General features: G+C 66.9%; 16 protein-coding genes and 1 tRNA gene. 7 read left to right on the forward strand and 10 right to left on the reverse strand.

The window, feature by feature from the left end:
• Positions 1-159: 159 nt before the first annotated feature.
• The gene (locus tag V3B64_RS08520; RefSeq protein WP_329913942.1) at positions 160-795 is read left to right on the forward strand and encodes a GyrI-like domain-containing protein; all 636 of its coding nucleotides are present in this window, start codon (positions 160-162) and stop codon (positions 793-795) included.
• Between the two features lie 71 nt (positions 796-866).
• On the opposite strand, the gene V3B64_RS08525 is transcribed toward V3B64_RS08520, so the two are convergent.
• The 3 genes from V3B64_RS08525 to V3B64_RS08535 all read right to left on the reverse strand — a co-directional run bounded on the left by V3B64_RS08525 (position 867) and on the right by V3B64_RS08535 (position 4,968).
• A tRNA-Thr gene (locus tag V3B64_RS08525) sits at positions 867-942 on the reverse strand.
• Positions 943-992: 50 nt separating this feature from the next.
• Entirely contained in the window at positions 993-1,997 is a 1,005-nt protein-coding gene (locus V3B64_RS08530) for a 2-hydroxyacid dehydrogenase (protein WP_329913943.1), read from the reverse strand.
• Positions 1,998-2,094: 97 nt separating this feature from the next.
• Entirely contained in the window at positions 2,095-4,968 is a 2,874-nt protein-coding gene (locus V3B64_RS08535) for an autotransporter domain-containing protein (protein ID WP_329913944.1), read from the reverse strand.
• A gap of 256 nt (positions 4,969-5,224) precedes the next feature.
• On the opposite strand from V3B64_RS08535, the gene V3B64_RS08540 reads away from it, so the two are divergent.
• The 5 genes from V3B64_RS08540 to V3B64_RS08560 are packed head-to-tail and all read left to right on the forward strand — an operon-like array spanning position 5,225 to position 11,228.
• Positions 5,225-5,734 carry an RNA polymerase sigma factor gene (locus tag V3B64_RS08540; protein ID WP_329914011.1) on the forward strand — a complete coding sequence of 170 codons (510 nt, stop codon included), beginning with the start codon at positions 5,225-5,227 and terminating at the stop codon, positions 5,732-5,734.
• Positions 5,731-6,699 carry a FecR domain-containing protein gene (locus V3B64_RS08545; RefSeq protein ID WP_329913945.1) on the forward strand — a complete coding sequence of 323 codons (969 nt, stop codon included), beginning with the start codon at positions 5,731-5,733 and terminating at the stop codon, positions 6,697-6,699. Before V3B64_RS08540 ends, V3B64_RS08545 begins: the two co-directional genes overlap by 4 nt.
• An 11-nt stretch (positions 6,700-6,710) precedes the next feature.
• On the forward strand, positions 6,711-9,509 hold the full coding sequence (locus V3B64_RS08550; RefSeq protein WP_329913946.1) for a TonB-dependent receptor: 2,799 nt from the start codon (positions 6,711-6,713) through the stop codon (positions 9,507-9,509).
• Between the two features lie 46 nt (positions 9,510-9,555).
• Positions 9,556-10,512: a hypothetical protein gene (locus V3B64_RS08555; RefSeq protein WP_329913947.1), complete on the forward strand. Its 957-nt coding sequence runs from the start codon at positions 9,556-9,558 to the stop codon at positions 10,510-10,512.
• On the forward strand, positions 10,509-11,228 hold the full coding sequence (locus V3B64_RS08560) for a hypothetical protein (protein ID WP_329913948.1): 720 nt from the start codon (positions 10,509-10,511) through the stop codon (positions 11,226-11,228). Before V3B64_RS08555 ends, V3B64_RS08560 begins: the two co-directional genes overlap by 4 nt.
• 83 nt (positions 11,229-11,311) lie before the next feature.
• Here V3B64_RS08560 and V3B64_RS08565 read toward each other — a convergent pair whose 3' ends face one another.
• The 7 genes from V3B64_RS08565 to murJ form a co-directional block, all read right to left on the reverse strand.
• Entirely contained in the window at positions 11,312-11,977 is a 666-nt protein-coding gene (locus V3B64_RS08565; protein ID WP_329913949.1) for a lysoplasmalogenase, read from the reverse strand.
• On the reverse strand, positions 11,974-13,857 hold the full coding sequence (locus V3B64_RS08570) for a peptidase M61 (protein ID WP_329913950.1): 1,884 nt from the start codon (positions 13,855-13,857) through the stop codon (positions 11,974-11,976). The genes V3B64_RS08565 and V3B64_RS08570 overlap by 4 nt, the downstream gene beginning before the upstream one ends.
• A gap of 157 nt (positions 13,858-14,014) precedes the next feature.
• On the reverse strand, positions 14,015-14,965 hold the full coding sequence (ispH, locus tag V3B64_RS08575) for a 4-hydroxy-3-methylbut-2-enyl diphosphate reductase (RefSeq protein ID WP_049424359.1): 951 nt from the start codon (positions 14,963-14,965) through the stop codon (positions 14,015-14,017).
• A 27-nt stretch (positions 14,966-14,992) separates the two neighbouring features.
• Positions 14,993-15,517, reverse strand: a complete 525-nt coding sequence (gene lspA / locus V3B64_RS08580) for a signal peptidase II (protein WP_049424357.1) — start codon at positions 15,515-15,517, stop codon at positions 14,993-14,995.
• A complete protein-coding gene (gene ileS, locus V3B64_RS08585; RefSeq protein WP_329913951.1) occupies positions 15,517-18,348 on the reverse strand; it encodes an isoleucine--tRNA ligase in 2,832 nt (943 codons plus the stop codon). Before ileS ends, lspA begins: the two co-directional genes overlap by 1 nt.
• Positions 18,345-19,292, reverse strand: coding sequence for a bifunctional riboflavin kinase/FAD synthetase (locus V3B64_RS08590; RefSeq protein WP_329913952.1), 948 nt, complete (start codon positions 19,290-19,292; stop codon positions 18,345-18,347). The genes ileS and V3B64_RS08590 overlap by 4 nt, the downstream gene beginning before the upstream one ends.
• 75 nt (positions 19,293-19,367) lie before the next feature.
• Positions 19,368-20,972 carry a murein biosynthesis integral membrane protein MurJ gene (gene murJ, locus V3B64_RS08595; RefSeq protein WP_121503916.1) on the reverse strand — a complete coding sequence of 535 codons (1,605 nt, stop codon included), beginning with the start codon at positions 20,970-20,972 and terminating at the stop codon, positions 19,368-19,370.
• A 117-nt stretch (positions 20,973-21,089) separates the two neighbouring features.
• Here murJ and rpsT point away from each other — a divergent pair, with 117 nt between their 5' ends.
• Positions 21,090-21,359, forward strand: coding sequence for a 30S ribosomal protein S20 (gene rpsT / locus V3B64_RS08600; RefSeq protein WP_005408560.1), 270 nt, complete (start codon positions 21,090-21,092; stop codon positions 21,357-21,359).
• The last annotated feature ends 153 nt before the right edge of the window (positions 21,360-21,512 follow it).

A 21,512-nucleotide genomic window follows, 5' to 3' on the forward strand; every position in this document is an offset into this window, starting at 1 on the left:
TTGTCGCACCGCGCAACCGCGGCGGGCAGAACACCCGGGGGCGGCATCCTAGCATCGGGCGATGGCGGCTGCTCCGCCCGTGTTCGGCAAAGTCATCTGAACCTGTTCAGGCGTGCTGGCGGGTGCCCGGCGTGGGATGCTCGGTGCCGGAGGAGCCCCATGGACAAGATCGATTTCAAGAAGCGCGATCGCGCGTTGTACCAGCCCCCGGCGGGCCGGTTCGTGACAGTGGACGTACCGCCCCTGCCCTACGTGATGGTCGACGGCCACGGTGATCCGAATACCGCCCCCGCGTATGTGCAGGCGGTGCAGTGGCTGTACGCGGTGAGCTATGCACTGAAGTTCGCGCTGAAGTCCGGGGGCCAGGACTACGTGGTGCCACCGCTGGAAGCCCTGTGGACCGCCGAGGATCCGGCCAGCTTCGTCGCGCGGCGGAAGGATGAGTGGGCCTGGACCGTAATGATCCGCACACCTGAGGGCATCGGCCCTGCGCAGTGGCAGGCCGCGATCGGCAAGGCGCGCACCAAGCTGGGAGAGGCTCCGCCTAGCCTTCGCCATGAAATCCTCGCCGAGGGCCCCAGCCTGCAGACCTTGCACGTGGGCGCCTACGACGACGAAGGCCCCACCCTGGCGCATCTGCATGACGAGCTGATGCCCGCACTGGGATACACCTTTGCAGGTCCCCATCACGAGATCTACCTGAGCGACCCGCGCAGGACCGACGCGGCGCGGTTGAAGACCGTGCTGCGGCAGCCGGTGCGCGCGCTTGAGCCTGATAAGGGTTCGCGCTCATGACACAAGGCCAGTGATTGCTTCAAATGCCAAAACAAAAAGCCCCAACCAAGGCCGGGGCTTTTCATTACAACTGGTGCCGGAAACAGGAGTCGAACCTGCGACCTACGCATTACGAATGCGCCGCTCTACCAACTGAGCTATTCCGGCGGAGCCCGCGATTTTACGGGCTGGGCGACCCGGCGGTCAATCCATCCGGCTCAGCCCACCTCTACCCGGTTGGCGCACACCCGCCCGGCCACGAAATCCTGCAGGTTCCCCAGCGTGATCGCCGAGATCTCCTGCAGCGCCTCCACGGTGAAGAAGCCCTGGTGGCCGGTCACCAGCACATTCGGGAAGGTCATCAGGCGCTGGAAGGCCTCGTCGTCGATGATCTCGCCGGACAGGTCCTGGAAGAACAGCGCGCTTTCCTGCTCGTACACGTCGATGGCCAGATGACCCAGCCGGCGCGACTTCAGCGCGCGGATCACCGCATGGGTATCGACCAGTGCGCCGCGCGACGTATTGACCAGCATCGCGCCCGGCTTCATCCGGGCCAGTGATGCATCATTGATCAGGTGATGGGTCTCAGGCGTCAGCGGGCAATGCAGCGACACGATGTCGGCACGCGCCAGCAGTTCATCCAGCCCGACCATTTCGCCGATACCGCCGAACGCGGGTGACGGATAAGGATCGTGCCCCAGCACGGTGCAGCCCATGCCGTTGAAGATGCGCGCGGTGGCCAGCCCGATCTTGCCGGTACCCACAATGCCAACCGTGCGGCCATGCAAGGTGCGTCCGAGCAGGCCATCGAGCATGAAGTTGCCCTCGCGCACGCGGTTGTAGGCGCGATGGGTCTGCCGGTTGAGGGTCATCACCAGCGCCAACGCATGCTCGGCCACCGCCTCCGGGGAATAGGCCGGTACGCGTGCGACGAACAGATCCAGCCCTTTCGCGGCTGCCAGGTCCACATTGTTGAAGCCGGCGCAGCGCAGCAGTACGGCCCGCACGCCCAACGCATGCAGGGCGTGCAGCACCGGCGCATCCAGGCGGTCGTTGACGAACACGCATACGGCTGCGCAATCCTGCGCCAGCGCGGCCGTGTGCACGTCCAGCGCCACATCGAAGTACACGAACGCAAAGCCGTCCCCAGCCGCATCGCGCTGGTTCGCCTCATCAAGGAAACGACGGTCGTAGGGACGGGCACTGAAGACGGCGATCTGCATGGACGGGCCTGGGTGGAATGGCATACCGACCATACCGCAGCAGCACCCGCGTTGGGATGGCACCGGCGATGCCGTCATCGCCGGTGCCGGGCGTCACTTAGAACTTGTAGCCCAGGCCCAGCATCACGCCGTTCTGGATCTGCCCGTCGCGGCGCTCACCCACGTAATCGGCCATGATCGACAGCCGCTCGCTGGCACGGCTGGTCACACCCAGGTTCCAGGCCAGCACCTGCTCGCCCACCGCCTGGCTGCTGGCGCCGAACACCAGATCCGGTGCCGCGGCGAAGCCGGTGCTGTAGCGGGCCTGCGAATCGCCCAGTTCCTTCTGCCAGACCACCCGCGCGCGCGGGGTGATGCGCTCGCCGTTGTTGCCTTCGAAGGTCTTGAACAGCTGCAGGCCCGCACCCACGCGGATGCTCTCCAGGCTGCCGCTGCGGCCAACCAGCGCACCGGCGCCCTGCCCTTCGTTGAAGCGGGTGGCCGAGGTACGCGCGTAGTCCACCACCGGCAGCAACGGCTGGATCACCAGGCCCTTGCCGGTCGTGAAGGAGAACGCATGTTCCACCCGTGCGGAGATCGCATCGTTGCTGTACTTGGCGCGCAGCGGCTGCTGCAGGCCATCGATGCCGTTGATGCTGCGACGGGTATCGTGGCGCAGATCGGTGTAGCGCACGGCCGCCGACAGATAGCCGCGCGCGTACGTCGCATCGAGGTAGCCGCCCACGTCCAGCGCACGCACGTCACCGGTGAAACCAGAGCCATCGCTGGCCTTGGTCGACATGTCCGCCGCGGCCACGCTGACGCCCAGGGTCACGCGGTCATCGGCCACGCGGGTATCGGCACCGACCACGATGCCACCGATGGTGTGGCTCAGGCCGGCCACGCCACCGTCAGCATCGATGCGACCATGGCTGGCGAAACCACGTGCCCAGATGCCGTGGCTGCGTCCAGCATCACCGCTGCCCGCAACGCTGTCCGACGCCGGCTCGACCAGGTGCATCGCCAGCTGGTTGAACAGGCTGCCATGGCGCATGCCCGGCTGGGAGGAGACCGACTGCGCCACCTGCGAGGCCAGGCCATCGGCATCACCGCCGCTGCGCATGGCCGACTGGTGCTGCTGCACGACGTTGCCGATACTGCCCACCAGCGCGGTGTCGGCCAGTCGCAGGCTGGCGTGCGCATCACCGCGCAGGGCACCGGCCTGTTGTGCGATCACATCGCGGTCGGCGAACTGAAGTGCGCCCAGCAGCGATCTCAGTCCCTTGTCCTGGCGATCGGAGGCGGTTGCCAGCGCGCGGCCCAGGCCGTCGCCGGACGTGCCATTGGCGAACAGGCCCAGCTGGTCAAAGCCCGGGTTGGCGGTCAGCCACAGGCCATCGGCCGTCTGCTTCACGTTGAAGCTGAGCAGTGAATTGTGGCGCGGACGGAACACTTCACCAGCAGTGATGCTGGCACTGTATCCGGCGTCCCCCAGCCGCACGACATCCTGGAAGCCCCCCTGGTAGATCGGCCCTTCCACCAGATCGCGGCGGTAGGCACCGGCATAGAAGCCCTGGGCCACATTCAACGCAAGGTGTGCGCCCTGCGCGATCACCAGCGCGCCCTCCTCGGTGCCGCCGTCGTAGAAGCTGCCGACGCGCAGGCGGCCACTGCCGGTACCACCGGCTTCGGTAACATCAAACAGCACCTGGCCGCCGGGCATGATGTTGACGTAGCCGTGGGTCACCAGATCCCCACCGCGCGGCATCAGCGTGCCGAACACGCGCAGGCGGTTGAAGCCATCTTCGCGGTAGGACGGGCCGGTGCCATCCAGCAGCGCATCGCTGTCGGTGCCGACCGATGCGATATCACCGTGGCCGACCACGATGCTGCCCGGCATCACCCGCAGCTCGGGGGTGCGCAGCGCACCACCCTCCAGTGCGATGGTGCCGTTGTCCACCAGAATGAAATCGGCGCCGGTGGTTTCAGCGGTGCGCCAGGTGGCGCCATTGCTGACACGGATCACGCCGGCGGAGTTGGCCAGGGTCGAGGCATCCAGATCGGCCAGCCGCAGCTGGCCGCGCAGTTCATCCTGGAGGTCGGGGTCGGCGAGCAGCTGCTGCAACGACTGCGCGCCGATACCGTTCGCCCCCCGCGTGGAGAAGTTGTACAGGCTCACCGCATAGTTGATGTAGGTGCTGGCCCAGTCGGTACTCCAGCGCGCGAAATCGTCGTCGACGAAGGCCTGCAGCTGGCGCGCGGTGCGCAGGTAGCCCGGGTTGATGTCGCCGCTGACGTTGCTGGTGACACGAAGGGTGTCACCCGGATCGCGATAGCCCGCCGTGTTGATGATGCTGTTGCTGCGGATGTCCTGGCCCGGGAATGACTCCAGCTTGCTCCCACTGCCATCCGGATCGAAGGTAACCGACGTACCCGTGGTACGCGCCGGGTCGCGGAATACCAGCAGGCCATTGGGCTGCACCACTTCATACATGGCCTTGTGCAACAGGCCCGCATCCATGCCACCGCCGTAGTTGCCTGTGTAGATCTGGGTCATGCGCGGCGACGGCGCATAGGTGATCCTGCCACCACTGCTGGCGGCATGGATCTGCACCGAGTCGACCAGCGGCAGATCGCCGCCGAGGTAACGGTTGACGCCACCGGACTGCATGATCGAGCAGGACGAAATGCAGTGGCCGGACACGATGGTGTCCAGGCCCTGGGTACGGATCACCGCCTGCAGCCACTCGCCGGCGATCAGCGCGCCACCGTTGGACGTTCGCAGCACGACTTCGCGGATCGGACGGCCTTCAGCCTGCGCCTTGGCCAGCAGTGCGGGCAGCGCCACCACATCGGCGACGGTGACGCCGCCGCTGAGGAAGACGCGATCGTCCTGCACGTGATAACTCATTGCCATGACGTCATCAGCTGCCGCGATGGCGCCAACGCCCATCAGCCCGGCCAGGGCCAGGCTCAACTTCGAATACTTCATGCGTTCTCTCTCTCCACCCGCAACACGCGGGTAGAACGATCAACGCCGCAGCGGGGCGATCTCCCCCAGTGGAACGGATCCTGAAAAATGAATACATTCACAATGAGAATCCGATCGATGCACACTCTTCCCCATCCGGTCATCGTCGCGTAAAACTCGATGACGCATTCGCCACCGACAGTCGAGGCCAGCCCTGTCCACCCCGTCTCCCCTGATCCATCGCGCGCCGGAGCCGCCCGCACCTGCGGATGCCTTCATCGCGTTCGTACGCGAAGAGCGCGCACCGCTGTGCGCGTTCCTGCGCACGCGGGGGGTCGGGCCTGAGGATGCGGAGGATATCGCGCAGGACTGCATGGAGCGGCTGATCCGCTATCGCGCACAAGGCCCGGACGAACTGCGCCTGCTGCTGTATCGTATCGCCCGCAACCGCCTGGCAGACCGCGGACGCTCGCCGCAGTCGCGGCCGCATCTGCCGCTGGCCGAACACGATGGCAGCAACGAACCGTCCAGTTCCTCGCCCGATCCATTGCGCCAGGCCGAGTCAGGGCAGATGCTGTCCCTGCTGCGGCAGGCCCTGTTCAAGCTGCCCGAACGCGCACGCGAGGTCTATCTGCTCAACCGCATCACCGGCATGAGCTACACCCAGATCGCGCGGCATTGTGGAATTACTGCCAAGACCGTGGAAAAACATATCGCCCGGGCCCTGCAGGGCCTGCGTCAGGAGTTGGGATCGGATCCACTGCACAACGACAGGGATGGCCAATGAGTGGCACCCCGCACAGGGATGATGCACAGCTGTTTGAACGCGCCAGCGCCTGGGTAGCCCGCCTGGAAGCCCCGGACTGCACATCGGCCGAACGCGAAACGTTCGAGGACTGGCTGGCCGAAGATCCGGCCCACGTCAAAGCCTGGGTGCAGGCCGAAACCCTGTTCCAGCAGGGTGCGGAGCTTGCGGCTGACCCCTGGCTGCGCACCGCCGCGGCACGGGCGGCGCGTCCGCCGCGCCGGCGCTGGTTGCCGGGCGTGGCCGCTGCCGCCGGTATCTGCATGGCGATCGGCATCGGCTGGATGGTTGCCATCGACGGCAACCCGACGCCACAGGTCTACGCCAATGATTCGCACCAGGCACAGCAGCAGACGCTGGCCGATGGCAGCGTCGCCATGCTGGATGCCGGCACCACCCTCCGCGCCCGCTTCGGCTGGCGTCATCGTGATCTGGTGCTGGAGCGGGGTCGGCTGCAACTGCAGGTCGCTCCGTCGAACAAGGCGCTGCAGCTGCACGCCGGCGGCAGTACGATCCGCGACATCGGCACGACCTTCCAGGTGGAACGCCTGCGCGACGGCCTGGTCGAGGTCGCACTGCTGGAAGGTGCCGTGGAAGTCAGCAACGGCGCAGCGCAGCACACGCTGGCACCCGGCCAACAGCTGCAGGTATTGCCCTCCGGCCGTATCCAGCCGGGCCCTGCCCTCTCGTCCAACGCAGCCGCTGAAGGCTGGCTGCGTGGGCAACTGGTGTTCGATGCCACGCCACTGTCGATCGTGGTCGAGCGCATGAACCGTTATGGCCGCACGCCACTGGTGATCGTCGATCCGGAGATCACCGACCTGGCTGTAAGCGGCACCTTCCGCGCCGGTGATGCACAGGAGCTGCTGTCGGCGCTGGAACTGGGTTGGTCCGTGGCTGGCCAGACGCGTCCGGATGGCGCGCTGGAACTGCGCCGCACCTACTGAGGAGACCGGCAGTGAAGGCAGGTCCGGGTGCGCTGCAGTGGGGGCTGCTCCGCGCCCTGCTATGCCTTGCACTGGGTGTTGCCGCACTACCGATGGCCGATGCCGGCGAGCCCGCCGGCACGCTGGAGATCGACGTGGGCGCCGGCCCACTGGTGCCGGCACTGCAGCAATGGGCCCGGCAGAGTGGCACCGCCCTGCTGTTCGACGCACGTGAACTGGATGATCTGCGCACCGGCGGCAGCCGTGGCCAACGCGATACCGGGGCCTCCCTGAAGCAGCTGGTCGCCGGCCTGCCGGTGAACATCCTGCGCACGTCATCCGGCGCCTTTGTCGTGCGGCGCGTCCATCCCGAGCCCCCTGCCACGCCGCCGAAAGCGGTCGCAGCCCCGCGCCTGCCGCGCCCGGCTCCCAAGTCCGCCGACACGCCACACCAGGTGGAACTGGCGCCCATCCATGTCACCGGCAGCCGGCTGCCGCGCTCTTCGGTGCAGACCACACTGCCGGTCACCACCATCGATCGCGACGATATCCTGCGCAGCGGCTACGGCAATCTGTTCGACCTGCTGCGGCACCTGCCCGGCATGAACGGCCATCCGGCCATGAGCACCTCGCGCGGCGGCGATTCGCAGTACCTGCCGGTGGGCGCAGCGGCCACCACCAGTCTCGACGGCATGGGCCCGCGGGCGACGCTGTTCCTGGTCAACGGCCGGCGCCTGCCGCGCTATCCGATGGTGTCGCTGGAACAGGGTGGGCTCACCGACCTCGGCGGCATTCCGCTGAGCTTCGTCGACCGCATCGAACTGGTACGCGGTGGTGCCTCGGCCATCTATGGGGCCGACGCCATGTCCGGCGTGGTCAACATCATCCTGCGCGACCAGGCCGATGGGCCCGAAGCCATGCTGCAGACCGGGCTCAGCAGCCGCGGCGATGCGGGCCAGTACCGCCTGCAGGCCGCCACGGGCGGCGCGCGTGGCAACGGGGACCGCTGGTTTGCCGGACTCGATCTGCACCGTGTCGAACATGTCGCCGGTGACCAGCGTGACTGGCACGCGGAAACCTCGCTGTATCCGATCGGCGCGATCTTCGGCAACTGGTACGTGCCCGCCCGGCGCTGCGAGCCGCCCCTGAAGCGGCGCGAGGATGGCTGCTGGTTTGACAGCGCGCGGCCGCGGTCGCTGCAGCCCGCCTCGGATACCGCGTCGGCCTTCCTGCACTACCGGCATGAACGTGGTGAGGGACGCTATGCCTATGTCGAGGCGCGGGCCAGTCACAACCGCCAGCGCTTCGATCTGGGCCCGACCGCCGTTGCGGTGGTCTCGCGCGGAATCACCTTCAACAGTGTGCTGCGTGAGGCCGGCAACGTGCGCCCCAGCGTCCGCGCCACCGATGCCGACCTTACCTTCGGCATCGGCCGCGACCAGGGCCGGCGCAGCTGGGAGGCGGGCATCAGCGCGCAGCGCAGCGACGTCACCCTGTCCACTGCAGGCACCGTGCGCACGACACGCCTGCTTGAAGCAACGCAGGCGCGCAGGTTCACTCCCGGTTTCGACGCGCCGCCGGCGGCCGAGGCGGACACGCTGTTTCCGTCCATCCGCAACCGCGGCAGCACCGCACAATGGCAGGGCTGGTGGGGCGTGCAGCGTGAGCTGATGGCAATGCCCGGCGGCAATGCGCAGCTGGCCACCGGCATCGACCTGCGCCATGAACGCTGGACCTCGCGCCCGGACGCGCTGCTGAGCCAGGGCGACCTTGCGCTGGGCCTGCCGCAGCAGCGACGCCGTCTGTCGCGACAAAGCAGTGGCGTCTACGCCGAGCTGGGCCTGCCGCTGGCCCCCACGCTGCGCGCGGACCTGGCTGCACGCTGGGACCGCGACGGCGGCTTCATGGCGTTCTCGCCGCGTGCCGGGCTGCGCTGGAGCCCGACGCCGCACTGGTCGTTCCTGCTGGCCAGCGGGCGCGGCTATCGTGCACCGAGCCTGTTCGAGCAACGGCGGCCTCCCGGCTACTTCGGCTCGATCACGCTTCCGGTGTCCAGTGCCCTTCCGGAATGTGCGATCGCCACGCGTGGTGGCGGCTGCAGCGTCACGGCCAACGTGGTTGAGAACGATGCACTGAAGGCCGAACGATCACGCAGCCATTCGCTGGCAGCCACGTGGACGCCCGACGACACGTTCTCGCTGTCGCTGACCCACAACATCGTGGAACTGCGCAACGAGATCCTCGCCCTGCAGCCGAGCGATGCGGTGTGGAACCGCAGCACGTGGGAACTGGATGAAGACGGCCACCTGGGCAGCCTGCGCCTGTCGTTCGACAACATCGGCCGCACCACCTCCCGCAACTGGGTGCTGCGTGGCGAGTACCGCATCGACAGCGGCAGCAACGGCCAATGGTTGTTTTCGCTCGATGCGCTGAAGCAGCAGGAACTGCTTCGCCGCCGTGACCATGAGGCCGCCGTGGACCTGCGTGGCCATGTGACACCCGAGCTGGCTGCGGTGTTGAACGTGCAATGGCAGAACAGCAACTGGGACATCGCGCTGCGCGGCAACCAGATCGGGCGCACGCGTGCCTGGCTGCCGGGGGCGGAGTGCCCGCAGAAGCAGGTCGACCGGAACCACTGCATGAACCCACGGCAGCTGCGCTGGAACCTGCACCTCGCACGCCGGCTGGGGCCGCGCATCGTTGCAGCGCTGGACGTGCACAACGTGCTGGACACGCAACCGGTGAACTATCTGGTCGGCAATGGCGGGCAGATGCCCGGGCTGGACGATCCGCTCGGCCGCTACTACCTGCTTACCCTGCAGTTCCGCTGAAGCGTAGTAATCTACGCGCCCTGTTCCACCGCGGTCCCCTTCCCCCATGAAAGCCTATCTCTGGTTCTGGGGCGCGTTCCTGCTGTTCTTCGCGTTGCCTTTTCCCTGCATTCTCTATTTCGGCACTTCGTGGCCGGTAGCGCTGGTCGACCGCAGCGCACCGTGGCTGGCACTGTTGCTGCTCGCACTGTCGATGGTCCTGTGGCTGATGCTGCTGTTCGCCTTCCTGCACTACCTGTTGCTGGGGCCGCCACGCGCACTGCACCGGGTGCAGTCGATCCTGGCCGACGGTGAACCGCGCAGTGCGCTGATCGAGCAGGCCGAACAGACCGGCGTGCAGGTACGTGGGTTCGCGCAATGGAAACTGCAGTTGTCCTTCAAGAACCTGTCCGGTACGCCGGTCCGCGAACAGATGCTGGTGGTCGACAGCAAACCCCAGCTGCATCGCTTCGAGGCCGGCAGGCACATTGATGCACGCCTGGGCCGGACACCCGGAGCATTCCCCAACATCGTGCTGGACGGTGCCCAGCCCGAACTGAATGTCGCCAGCCTGTGGCGGCGCGGCATCGGTGCAGCACTCGGCATCGCCATCGTTGCCGCTGCCTATGTGTGGGCCTACCAGCTGCAGAGCGAGGGGCTGGGCTGGACCTTCCTGTCGTTCGGTCACCCGCTGCTGGTGTGCCCGCTGGTGCTGTGTGGCTATGCGCTGGGCCTGCGCCTGCTCGGCCGCCTGCTGCACGCCGATGCCCGCGGCGATGCGCTGAAGTATCGCGGCATCGGCGTGGAGGCCAGGGTGTTGAAGGTGCGTCAGACCGGCACCTACCTCAACGAACAGCCGCAGGTGGAGTTCCAGCTGGAATACATCGACCGCGAAGGCAACGTGCAGCAGGCTCGCGTGCGCCGCTTCATCCCGCTGATTGAACTGGCCAACATCCCGCGCGAGCATGTGACGCTGCTGTACGACCCGGATGACCGCAGCAACGTGCGCCTGGAGGGAGTATGAAACAGCCGCCCTCAACCCGCACAGTATTCCTGGTACTGCTGCTGGTTCTGGCGGGCGTGGCCGTTGCCGGAGGCGCCCTGCAGACCATCAGCGAAACGCTGGCGCATTCGGTACAGCCGGACCGGTTGCCTGCCTCCGTCTCGTCACAGTCGCCGCGCGAGCAATCCGCATCGCTTGTGCCGTCCCCGGCGCCCTTCCCCGCCGCGAGCACCGCTGGAGCGCCCGAGCGCAACAACCGCCTGTTCGATGCGGACTACCAGCTGGCTGCCCGTCAGGCACTGGAGCAGATGCCAGCGCTGGCCGGCCAGCGGCTGATGGTCTTCCACAGCATCCACTTCTACGACGATGGCCGCATCAACCTCGATCTGGTCGATCCGCAACAGCCGGGCCACGTCGACAGCTATCACTTTGAACGTGGCCAATGGCGCAAGGGCAATCCGGTGAACCCGCAGCAGTTCGCGCCGACCATCAGCCTGCAGCGCAGCAGCACATCCCTGGCCAGCATCGATTTCGAGGCTGTTCCGCGCGTGGCGCAGGCGCTGCAGGAACAGCGCAATGCGCTGCAGAACCCCGCATCTGAAGTCGGCCACGTCTACGTGATCGTGCGCAAAGCCGGCAAGCTGGTATGGCTGCCGGACGAAGTCGCCGGTGACCGCGAATCCGTGCGCCTGCAGTTCGATGCGCAGGGCGCCCTGCGCGGCGTGAGCCGCCGGTAGGCCACACAAAAAAGGGGACGGAGGGGATTAAGTCGCAAACCGCACCAAGGCACATACGACTTAATCCCCTCCGTCCCCTTTTTCTATTTCACCGAGCGCGCGATGGCGTACTGCGCGGCGTAGTACGTGGACAGCACCAGCAGGCTGGCCAGCGGCAGGCCGCCGGCGAAGCGGTCCCAGGCCAGCAGTGAATCGCTGGCGACGAACAGCAACGCACCGGCGGCGGCCCAACGGGCACTGGCGGCCTCCATGGCGTCAGGCTGCGGGCGGCGCCACTGCCGTGCCAGCGCCAGCACCGCCATCGATGCCAGCACCACCACGTACGCCAGCACCGGAATACGCATCGGTGCGGGCAGGTGTGGCCACAGGCCCAGCACGTTGAGCACGGCAAACGTACCGAGCAGGACGCTGGCGCCGACCAGCCCACGCCCGGCACGCAGGCCTCCGCGGAAGGCGATGATGTAGCAGACATGCGCCAGCAGGAATGCGACCAGCCCCGGTACGAACGCATCCATTGGCAACATCAGCGCGATGTCACCCACGCACGAGAGCAGCATGCCGGCCAGCACCGCGCGGCGGTAGAACGGCTGCACCGGATCATGCACGCGCCAGACGATGGCAGCGATCAGCAGCGTGGTGGCCGGCTTGGCCAGCCAGTGCAGCCAACGCCCATCGCCGTGCAGGAACGCGCCCACGATGGCGAGGATCGCCATCAACAGGATCACGCCATCGCGGGCGCGCGGCTTCATCGCGCCTTCCACAGATCCGCCAGGCGGTCAGGCTTGCCGGCGATGCGCTCCAGCACCGGGTACTGCAGGCCACCGTGGTAGGCGATGCTCATCGTTTCGATGCGATCGAACTGCTTCACCAGCAACACGATCGGCGCCTTGTCCTTTGCTGCGGCGGCGACTGCATCCTTCAAGCGCTGGCTGCTGTATTCACGGCCGCCAACCGCGATCACCTTCATGCCCGGTGCAAGACCGGCGTTGAACGCCGGACTGTCCCAGATCACGTCACCGACCGTGCCGTTGTCGAGCACGGTCGCACCCAGTGAGTACGCCAGCAACGCGGCCTTGGCGCGCTTTTCCTGCGCCTTGTAGGCGTCGTTCGGGGTATCGCGGTAAACCAGCTTCCAGCCCGCCAGTTCCAGGCCACCGGTCAACGAACCATGGCCATCCAGGCGCCCGCGCAGGAACGTCGCCCAGTCGTACGGCGCGATACCGTTCAAGGTCGCGACCACATCATCGAAGGTGTACGGATTGACGTCCCAATTGCCATTGCCGACGCCGAAGAACGCACGTGCGAAGTCGTCCAGGCTGCGGCGATTGCCGCTCAGTTCGCGCAGCTTGCCCTCCACTTCCAGCCACAGCATCTGGCCGCCGGAGTAGTAGTCCTCGCTCATCTGGTAGTTGCGGTAGGGCAACGTGCGGCGCTGGGCGATGGTCGGGTCGTTGGTGGTGTCCTGCAGCGGCCGCCAGGCCAGGCCCGGGCGACCACGGTCATAGGTCGCGGCCACGTTGGCCAGCATGTCGCGCGCCTGCGCCGTCGACCACAGGCCTGAGCGCGCGGCCAGCACCTGGCCCCAGAACTGGGTCTGGCCCTCGTACACCCACAGCAGGCTGTCGCCCATCGGCACGTTGAAGTTGGCGGTGGCCAGATCGGCGCCGCGACGGTACTTCCCGTTCCACGAATGGGTGTACTCATGTGGCAGCAGGTCGCGCATCCACGCGTTGCTGTCCCACTCTGTGAAGTAGCCTGGATCGGCACTGTTCTCGCTGGAGCGGTGGTGCTCCAGACCAATGCCGCCGAGGCGGTCGGTCAACGCCAGCAGGAATTCATAGTGGTTGTAGTGGCGCGCACCGTAGAGCTTGTCGGCCTGCTGCACCAGCGCACGATGCACGGTGATCTGCGCGTCGGTCGGCTTCAGCGACTTTGCGTCGTCGGCGAACACATTGAGGTGCACCGGCACCTTCGCACCCGGGTCGAGATCGATGCGCTGGTAGTGCTCGCCGGCGAACAACGGCGAATCGACCAGATGGTCATACGAGATCGGCTTGAACACCACGGTGTCACCGTCGCGTCGCGCGGTTTCCAGGGCAGTGGCGAACGACCAGCCCTTGGGCAGGGTCACGCTGGCCTGCGCCTGCAGGTTGCGCGCATCGACGCCGGCCGGATACAGCGAATTGGCGTTCCACTGCAGGTTGAGCATTTCCGGGGTCATCACCACCCGGCCCTGGCTGCCGCCCTGCGAGGACAGGAAATCGAAGTGGGCGACGATCTCGCTCACGCCCTCGGGCACGTTCACCTTGAACGCATAGACGTTGAACTGGTCGCGCTGCCAGGCCAGCGGCTTGCCGTTGGCGGTCACGCGCAGGCCGGCCAGCTTGTCGATCGGACCGGTGGGCGAATGGTTGCCGGGAATCCACTGCGGGTACAGCAGGGTCATTGGGCCGGGCTTGGCCGGCACCGTGGCGGTCACCTTGAAGATGCGCCGGGCCAGATCGCGCGCGTCCACATCGATGCGCAGCAGACCGGGTGCCGCGGCATCGCCCGGCGGCGAGGTCTGCGCCAGCGCGGGCGTGGCCGCCAGCGCGAACAGCAATGACATGGCCAGGGCTCGGGTCTTCATCGGGCAGGTTCCAACAACGGAGAATCTTCCGATGCTAGGCCTGTGCAGTGCCCGGCCCCATGGCCGAAGGTCATGGTCGGTGGCGCTCCGGCCTGATGTGGCAAAACGCCATCCGACAGTGCGAACCAAGGTTCGCACCCACCAGAGTCAGGCCCGGTCAGTCGACCAGGCGCAGGCGCAGTTCCTTCGGCAGCGCGAACACCATCGATTCCGGTTCGCCGTCCAGCTCGCCCACGCCGCTGGCGCCCAGCTCGGCCAGGCGCGCCAGCACGCCATCAACCAGCACCTGCGGCGCCGAGGCACCTGCAGTCACGCCGATGTGCTGCTTGCCAACCACCCACTGCGGGTCGATCTCGTGCGCGCCGTCGATCAGGTACGACTCCACGCCCTCACGACGGGCCAGCTCGCTCAAGCGGTTGGAGTTGGAACTGTTCGGCGAGCCGACCACCAGCACCAGGTCGCAGCGTTTGGCCAGATCGCGCACGGCGTCCTGGCGGTTCTGCGTGGCGTAGCAGATGTCGTCGTTCTTCGGGCCCTGCATCGCCGGGAAGCGCTCACGCAATGCATCGATGATGCCGCGCGTATCGTCCACCGACAGCGTGGTCTGGGTGGTATAGGCGAAGTTTTCCGGCTGGTTGATGTGCAGCGTGGCAACCTGCTCGACATCCTCGACCAGATAGATCTGGCCGGTGCCGGCTTCGCGGTTCCACTGGCCCATGGTGCCCTCCACTTCCGGGTGACCGGCGTGGCCGATCAGCACCACGTCACGGCCGGCACGGCAGTGGCGGGCCACTTCGAAGTGGACCTTGGTCACCAGCGGACAGGTGGCGTCGAACACCTTCAGGCCACGACGCTCGGCCTCCTGGCGCACGGCCTGGGACACGCCATGCGCGCTGAAAATGACCGTGTTGTTGTCCGGCACTTCATCGAGTTCCTCGACGAAGATCGCACCGCGCTGCTTCAGGTCGTCGACCACGAAGCGGTTGTGCACCACTTCATGGCGGACATAGATGGGCGCGCCCAGCGTTTCGATCGCGCGCTTGACGATCTCGATCGCACGATCGACGCCGGCACAGAATCCACGCGGGTTGGCGAGCAGCACATCCATCAGTTCAGTCTCCCGGCAGCGGCCGGCTTACGGTTTCGGGTTGGCATTATCCGCCTTTTTGGCGGACTTGCCGTCGAACAGGCCAAACAGGGCGATGCCGATGGCACCCACCACGATGGCCGAATCGGCGATGTTGAACGAGGGCCAGGTGTAGCTGCCCACGTACCACTGGATGAAGTCGACCACATGGCCATGCACCTGGCGGTCGATCACGTTGCCGATCGCGCCGCCGATGATCAGCGCGTACGGCACCGCGGCCTTCCAGTTGCCGCGGGCAGTGCTACGCAGCCACCAGGCCATCAGGCCGCTGATGACGATCGCCAACACGGTGAAGAAGTGTTTCTGCCAGCCACCGGCGTCGCTCAGGAAACTGAACGCGGCACCAGTGTTGTAGGTGCGGTACCAGTTCCAGAAGCCGTCGATGACCACCACCGGCTGGAACTCCGGCAGGCTCGACAGCACCCAGGCCTTGGACCACTGGTCCAGGCCGATGATGGCGGCCGACAGCAGCAGCCAGACCAGGGCGTTCGGATGCGGACGGGGCGCGGCCATCAGAACCAGCTCCGCACTTCACCGGCGCCGGTGATGTTGCTCACGCAGCGGCCGCACAGTTCCGGGTGGTCGGCGTTGCTGCCGACGTCGGCGCGGTGGTGCCAGCAGCGCACGCACTTGGCCTTGGTGGTCGGCTGGGCGCTGACGAACACCTCGTCGGTGGTCGCCGGGCGCACCTGCACGTCGCCACTGATGAACAGGAAACGCAGTTCATCGGCCAGCGGCTGCCACTTCGCGGCCTGCTCTTCGCTGGCGGCGATGGTGATTTCCGCTTCCAGCGCGGCACCGATCGCGCCGTTGGCACGCATCGGCTCGAGCACCTTGGCCACCTGCTCGCGCACGGCCAGCAGCTGGTCGAAGTCGGCGGCGTTGAGCTGGGCATCAGCCGGCAGCGGCGCCAGGCCGTCGTACCAGGTGGTGAACAGCACATGGCCGGCATGCTCGCCCGGCAGATAGCCCCACAGCTCGTCAGCGGTGAAGGTCAGGATCGGCGCCACCCAGCGGGTGAACGCTTCGGCGATGTGGTACATCGCGCTCTGCGCCGAACGGCGACCGTGCGAATCGGTCGGCATCGTGTACAGGCGGTCCTTGGTCACGTCCAGGTACAGCGAGCCCAGGTCCACGCTGCAGAAATTCAGCAGCAGCTGCACGATCTCGGCCATGTTGTAGCCGTCGTAGGCCGCCTTGATCTTCTCCTGCAGCTCCCACGCGCGATGCACGATCCAGCGGTCCAGCGCGACCATCTGCTCGAGCGGCTGCAGGTGCTGGGCCGGATCGAAACCGTCCAGGTTGCCGAGCAGGAAGCGTGCGGTGTTGCGCAGGCGACGATAGGCGTCGGCGTTGCGCTTGAGGATCTCCTGCGACAGCGACATCTCGTTGCTGTAGTCGGCCGAGGCGATCCACAGGCGCAGGATGTCCGCGCCCAGCTTGTTCATGATGTCCTGCGGCTCGATGCCGTTGCCCAGCGACTTGGACATCTTGCGGCCGTGCTCGTCCACGGTGAAGCCGTGGGTCAGGCACTGCTTGTACGGCGCGCGCTTGTCGATCGCCACGCCGGTCAGCAGCGAGGACTGGAACCAGCCGCGGTGCTGGTCGGAACCTTCCAGGTACAGGTCGGCCGGCTTGCCGAAGCCACGCGCCGCAAGCACGCCTTCATGGGTCACGCCCGAATCGAACCAGACATCGAGGATGTCGGTGACCTTCTCGTAGTCGGTCGCTTCAGTGCCCAGCAGTTCGGCGGCATCCAGCGAGTACCACACGTCGATGCCCTCGGCTTCGACGCGGTCGGCGACCTGCTGCATCAGCTCCACCGAACGCGGGTGGATCTCGCCGGTCTGGCGATGGGTGAACAGTGCGATCGGCACGCCCCAGGTGCGCTGGCGCGAGATGGTCCAGTCCGGACGACCGTCGACCATGCTCTGGATGCGCGCCTTGCCCCAGGTCGGGAACCAGCCGACGGTGTCGATGGCGGCCAGCGCATCGTTGCGCAGGTTGGCCTTGTCCATCGAGATGAACCACTGCGGGGTGGCGCGGAACACCACCGGCGTCTTGTGGCGCCAGCAGTGCGGGTAGCTGTGGCGGATCGGGTGGAAGGCCAGCAGCGAACCGTTGTCGCGCAGCACGCCGACGATGGCCTCCTGCGCCTTCCACAGGTGCTGGCCGGCCAGCACCACGTCACCGGCCGGCGGGGTCGATTCCAGGTACACGCCACGGCCGTCGATCGGGGTCACCTGGCCGGCGTTGTACTTGTCCAGCAGGCCGTACTTCTGGCTGACCACGAAGTCTTCCTGGCCGTGGCCGGGGGCGGTGTGCACCGCACCGGTACCGTCCTCGTCGGAGACGTGGTCGCCGTTGAGCACCAGGATCTCGCGCTCCGGGTAGAACGGGTGCGCCAGCAGCTGGCGCTCCAGCGCGGCACCGGTGGTTTCACCGTGCAGCACCACTTCGTCCACGCCGTAGCGCTGCAGTGCGCGCTCGGCCAGGGCCGCGGCCAGCACCAGCCAACGGCGCTTGCCGTTGTGCGCCGGGCCTTCGGCCAGCACGTAGTTGATCTCCGCGCCCAGCGACACCGCCAGCGAAGCCGGCAGCGTCCACGGGGTGGTGGTCCAGATCGGCACGGCCACTTCCACATCGGCCGGCACGCTCACGCCGAACGCCTGGCCGATGGCCTGCGCATCGCGCGCGGCGTAGGCGACGTCGATCGCCGGCGATTCCTTTTCCTGGTACTCGATCTCGGCTTCGGCCAGCGCCGAGCCACAGTCGAAGCACCAGTACACCGGCTTGGCGCCACGCACCAGGTGGCCATTGGCCACGACCTTGGCCAGCGCACGGATCTCGTTGGCTTCGAAGTCGAAGCTCAGGGTCTTGTACGGGTTGTCCCAGTCGCCGGTCACGCCCAGGCGCTTGAAGTCCACGCGCTGGATGTTGATCTGCTCTTCGGCGAACTCGCGGCACTTCTGGCGGAATTCGACGGCGTCGAGCTTGGTGCCGACCTTGCCCCACTTCTTCTCGACCGCGATTTCGATCGGCAGGCCATGGCAGTCCCAGCCCGGCACGTAGGGCGCATCGAAGCCGGCCAGGTAGCGCGACTTGACGATGATGTCCTTCAGGATCTTGTTGACCGCGTGGCCCAGGTGGATGCGGCCGTTGGCGTACGGCGGGCCATCATGCAGCACGAACAGCGGGCGGCCGGCGGCGTTGTCGCGCAGCTGCTGGTAGAGCCCCTGCTCTTCCCACCGCGCCAGAATGCCCGGCTCGCGCTTGGGCAGGTCGCCGCGCATCGGGAATTCGGTGGCTGGCAGGTTCAGGGTGGTCTTGTAGTCCTGGCTCACGCAGTGGCTCGCAATCTATGTTCGGAAAGGATGGCGCGCGCCTGTTCGGCATCGCGGTGCATCTGGTCGGTCAGTGCCGCCAGATCATTGAATTTCTCTTCGTCGCGCAGCTTGGCGACGAACTCCACGTCGATGTGGCGCCCGTACAGGTCGCCCTGGAAATCGAACAGATGGGCTTCCAGCAACGGCTCCACGCCGTCCACGGTCGGCCGCGTACCGAAGCTGGACACCGAAGGCCAGGGCTGGTCGAACACGCCGTGCACCCAGGTTGCGTAGATGCCCGACAGTGCCGGGGTCTTCGGGAAGCGCAGGTTGGCAGTGGGGAAGCCCAGCGTACGACCGAGCTGGCGGCCGCGCACCACCCGCCCGCTGATCGCGTAGGGACGGCCGAGCAGATCGCCGGCACGGGCGAAATCGCCGTCCTGCAGCAGCTGGCGGATGCGGGTGCTGGAGATGCGCTCGCCGTGCAGATCGACCGCTTCGATCTCGCCGGCGCTGAAGCCGAGCTCGGCGCCGAGCTGCTGCAGCAGGGCCAGGTCGCCGCGGCGGCGGTTGCCGAAGCAGAACTCCGGCCCGATCCAGACCTCACGCGCACTCAGGCGATTGACCAGCAACTGGCGTACGAAGGTCTCGGCCGGCATCGCCGCCATCGCCGCGTCGAAACGCAGCAGGCCGACCGCATCGACCCCGAGCTCGCGAAGGATCTCGACCTTGCTGCGCGCCAGGGTCAGCCGCGGCGGCGGCGTGCCCTGAGCGAAGAATTCACGCGGCAGCGGCTCGAATGCCACGGCCACGGCGGCCACGCCCAAGGCGCGCGCGCGGGCAACCGCATGGCGCACCAGCGCACGATGGCCCAGATGGAGGCCGTCGAATGCGCCGATACAGACCACGCTTCCGTTGGGGAACAGCTCCCCGCCCTCGACGCTTCTGAACAGCCTGCTCATCAACTCTCGTTCCGGCCCGACCGGGGCCGCCGCTTCAATGGTGTAACCCTGAAGTATAGCCGCCACGGGCCGCGATCAATGCCCACGCAGGTCGCGCGGGCGGAAGCCCATCGCCAGCATGGCCACCGCATAGGTCGCGCCACCGCCGCCGACCAGCAGCATCAGGCCACCGATACGGTGCCATTTGTCCATGACGGTGAAGTCGGGAACCCAATGCAGCAGGGCCAACAGCACGCCGACCATGGCCGCACAGGCCAGCAGCAGCCGCACCAGGTAGCTGCCCCAGCCCGGCCGGCGCTGGTAGACATCGGTCTTGCCCAGCCAGTACCAGAGCAGGCCCAGGTTCAGGTAACTGGACAGTGCGCTGGCGATGCCCAGCGCCAGGTGCAGGCCCGGCTGCTTGCCGATGGCCGCCATCACGCCCTGCGCCTTCAGCTCGTCCGGCACCATGACCTGGTAGAGCACGGCCAGCAGGGCGAAGTTGAACACCATGTTGGCCACCAGCGCGGCCACACCGGCACGGACCGGGGTCTTGGTGTCCTGGCGGGCATAGAACGCCGGCAGCACCACCTTCAGCAGGGCGAACGCCGGCAGGCCGAAACTCAGGCCGTACACCGACAGCGCGGTCATGCGGGTATCGAAGGCGGTGAACTGGCGGTACTGGAACAAAGTGGCGATCAGCGGCTCGGCCAGCAGCAGCAGGCCCAGCATGGCCGGCACCGAGATCAGCAGGGTCATCCGCAGGCCCCAGTCCAGCGAGCGCGAGAAACCCTCGCGGTCGGTGCTGACGTGATGGCGGGCCAGCGCCGGCAGGATCACCGTGCCCAGCGCCACGCCGAACACACCCAGCGGCAGCTCCAGGAAGCGATCGGCCAGCGACAGCCACGACTGCGAGCCGTCGGTCAGCTTGGCCGCGATGAGGGTATCCAGCAGCAGGTTGATCTGCGCCACCGACGAACCGAACAGGGTCGGCACCATCAGCGTCAGCACCTTGCGCACGCCCGGATGGCGCCAGCCCCAGCGCGGCAGGGTCAGCAGGTTGATGCCCTTCAGCGAGGGCAGCTGGAACAGCAGCTGCAGGATGCCGGCGGCGAGTACCGCCCAGCCCAGCGCCAGGATCTGTTTTTCCGGGGTGCCGCCCAGCCGCGGCGCCAGCCATAGCGCACCGGCGATCATGCACAGGTTGAGGATGACCGGGGTCAGCGCCGGCATTGCGAAACGCTGGAAGCTGTTCAGCGCGCCACCGGCCAGCGCGGTCAACGAGACGAACAACAGGAACGGGAAGGTCAGGCGGAACAGGTCGACCAGCAGGGTCTGCTTGACCGGGTCGGTATCAGCACCACTCGAGAATGCGACCGCCAGCTGCGGCGCGAAGATCAGCGCCAGCGCGGTGACCAGCATCAGCACGCCGCCCAGGGTGCCGGCGGTGCGGGCCATCAGTTCACGCAGCTCGGCATGGCTGCGGGTTTCCTTCACTTCCGTGAACACCGGCACGAAAGCGGTGGCGAAAGAGCCTTCGGCGAACAACCGGCGCAGGAAATTGGGTACCCTGAAGGCAACCCAGAACGCATCGGTAACCGCATTGGTGCCGAACGTGGTGGTGATCACCTGGTCACGGACAAGTCCGAGCACCCGCGAGACCATGGTCATGCTGCTGAACGACAGCAGGCCTCGCAACATCTTCGGTGAACTCACTCAGCGTCCCTCTTGACAATCGACTTGACGTGCATTTCTCGGGCCATCATACTAGCTAGCTTGCTGTTCCCATAACACCGATTTTTTCAGGAAACCACCACCGTGGCCAATATCAAGTCCGCCAAGAAGCGCGCCAAGCAGACCGTCGTGCGCAACGCGCGCAACGTGGCTCAGCGCTCGATGCTGCGCACCGCTGTCAAGAAAGTGATCAAGGCGCTGGACGCCAACGATGCCGCCGGCGCCGAAGCCGCCTTCGCCGTTGCCCAGCCGATCCTGGATCGCTTCAGCGCGCGTGGCCTGATCCACAAGAACAAGGCTGCTCGCCACAAGAGCCGCCTGAACGACCGCATCAAGGCCCTCAAGGCCGCCTGATCCGGCGTTGCCGCCCTGCCCTTCGGGGTCGGGCAGCAGACAAGAACCCGGCCCCGGCCGGGTTTTTTGTTGCTCGCGATCCGGTAGTGGGGGGGGGGGGGGGGGGGGGGGGGGGCCGGCCGGGGCGCGCCGCCGGCGCCGGGCCGCGCGGGC

Source organism: Stenotrophomonas sp. SMYL86, from assembly GCF_036320025.1.
Classification (GTDB): Bacteria; Pseudomonadota; Gammaproteobacteria; order Xanthomonadales; family Xanthomonadaceae; genus Stenotrophomonas; species Stenotrophomonas maltophilia_A.